This window comes from Streptomyces sp. NPDC002138, from assembly GCF_040296485.1.
Taxonomy (GTDB): domain Bacteria; phylum Actinomycetota; class Actinomycetes; order Streptomycetales; family Streptomycetaceae; genus Streptomyces.
Map to the genome: position 1 here is coordinate 1 of NZ_JBEOXE010000170.1, position 1362 is coordinate 1362.

The 1362-nt window shown below is 44.9% G+C and carries 1 protein-coding gene and 1 pseudogene; one reads left to right on the forward strand and one right to left on the reverse strand.

Annotated elements, in window-relative coordinates:
• Positions 1 to 1106 (reverse strand): IS3 family transposase gene (locus ABT084_RS37880; protein ID WP_351054402.1). Its coding sequence is split into 2 segments (ribosomal slippage), with 1107 coding nucleotides annotated over them: positions 1 to 848 and positions 848 to 1106; the frame shifts between segments, so codons are not numbered across the junction. This gene is flagged as partial in the annotation.
• Positions 1107 to 1185: 79 nt separating this feature from the next.
• On the opposite strand from ABT084_RS37880, the pseudogene ABT084_RS37885 reads away from it, so the two are divergent.
• Positions 1186 to 1362: pseudogene (locus ABT084_RS37885) on the forward strand (PAAR domain-containing protein); the annotation flags it as partial.

A 1362-nucleotide genomic window follows, 5' to 3' on the forward strand; every position in this document is an offset into this window, starting at 1 on the left:
CTTTTGAATTCTCGTTTGGTTGTAGTACAACTCGATATATCTAATGATATCGGTAATAGCGGCAAATCTGGTCTTATAGTCCTGATGATATACCAGCTCATTCTTTAATACACCCCAGAAGCTCTCTATGGGTGCGTTGTCATAACAATTACCTTTGCCACTCATTGAGCCTATAAACTGATGCTGTTTAATAATCTTATGATACGCATGGCTACAATACTGACTGCCTCTGTCAGAGTGAACAATTAGTCCCTTGCTTGGTCTCTTATTCTTAATTGCCATGTTCAATGCTTTGCAAACTAAGTCAGCGGTCATACGTTTGTTGATGGCATAGCCAACCAGCTCTTTGGTATACAAGTCTTTAACGCCTGCTAAGTACAGCCAGCCCTCGGTTGTCCAGATATAGGTGATATCACTGACCCATGCTTCGTTAGGGCGGTTGACGTCAAACTGCTGATCGAGCACGTTGTCATAGACCAGCTTGTTGTGGTTTGAGTCGGTAGTAACTTTAAAACGCTTATGACGACGGCATTTGATACCGTGTTCTTCCTTGATGCTTCTGACCATGTATGGGCTGATATCATATCCTTGCTCATTTAGATGCGCATGCAGACGCTCAAAGCCGTAGCGCTCCTTTGTTTCACTGTGTGCCGCTTTGATTAGTAGCTCAGACTGGTTACGATGTATCTGCTGAGCGCTGATGTCTCGACGCAGCCAGTCGTAGTAACTTGAGGGTCTAATATGTAGTACACGGCACATGCTACTGATGCGAAAGTGTTGCTGGTTGTCTTTAACAAAGGCGTACTTTACTAGCTGTGTTTGGCGAAGTACGCCGTCGCCTTTTTTAATATCTCGCGCTCCTCTTCGGCAACTTTAAGCTGGCGCTTTAGCCGTTTTACTTCTTCAAGGGCGCTCATAAGATCAGGATCGTATTGTTCAGTGCCCACAAGCTTGCCCTGATTGGCTTTATTCTGCCAGTTAGATAAGGTTTGCATGGCGATCCCGAGCTGCTTTGCAGTAGCTGAAATATTGCCATTATTATCCGCTATCTTCTTGACAGCTTCTGCTTTAAATTCTGTGCTGTAAGTTCTAACTTTCTTGGTCATGGTAAACTCCTCGTTGAGTCGTTAGTTTACCAAGTTTACTTGTACGGTTTCTTCAGCATAGCTCACACCGCACACCACTCATAACGGCATCCCTATCTCGCGTAAAGGCGATAAAGTCATCTGTAAAAAGTGCAAAAAAGTCACTACTATTCTTACGGGTGACCCGTCGTTTATTGTGGATGGTGCGCCTATTGCACGTGGCGGCGATGTCACCAGCTGCGGCGCTAAGCTGATCGCTAATCAGCAGTCATTTTCG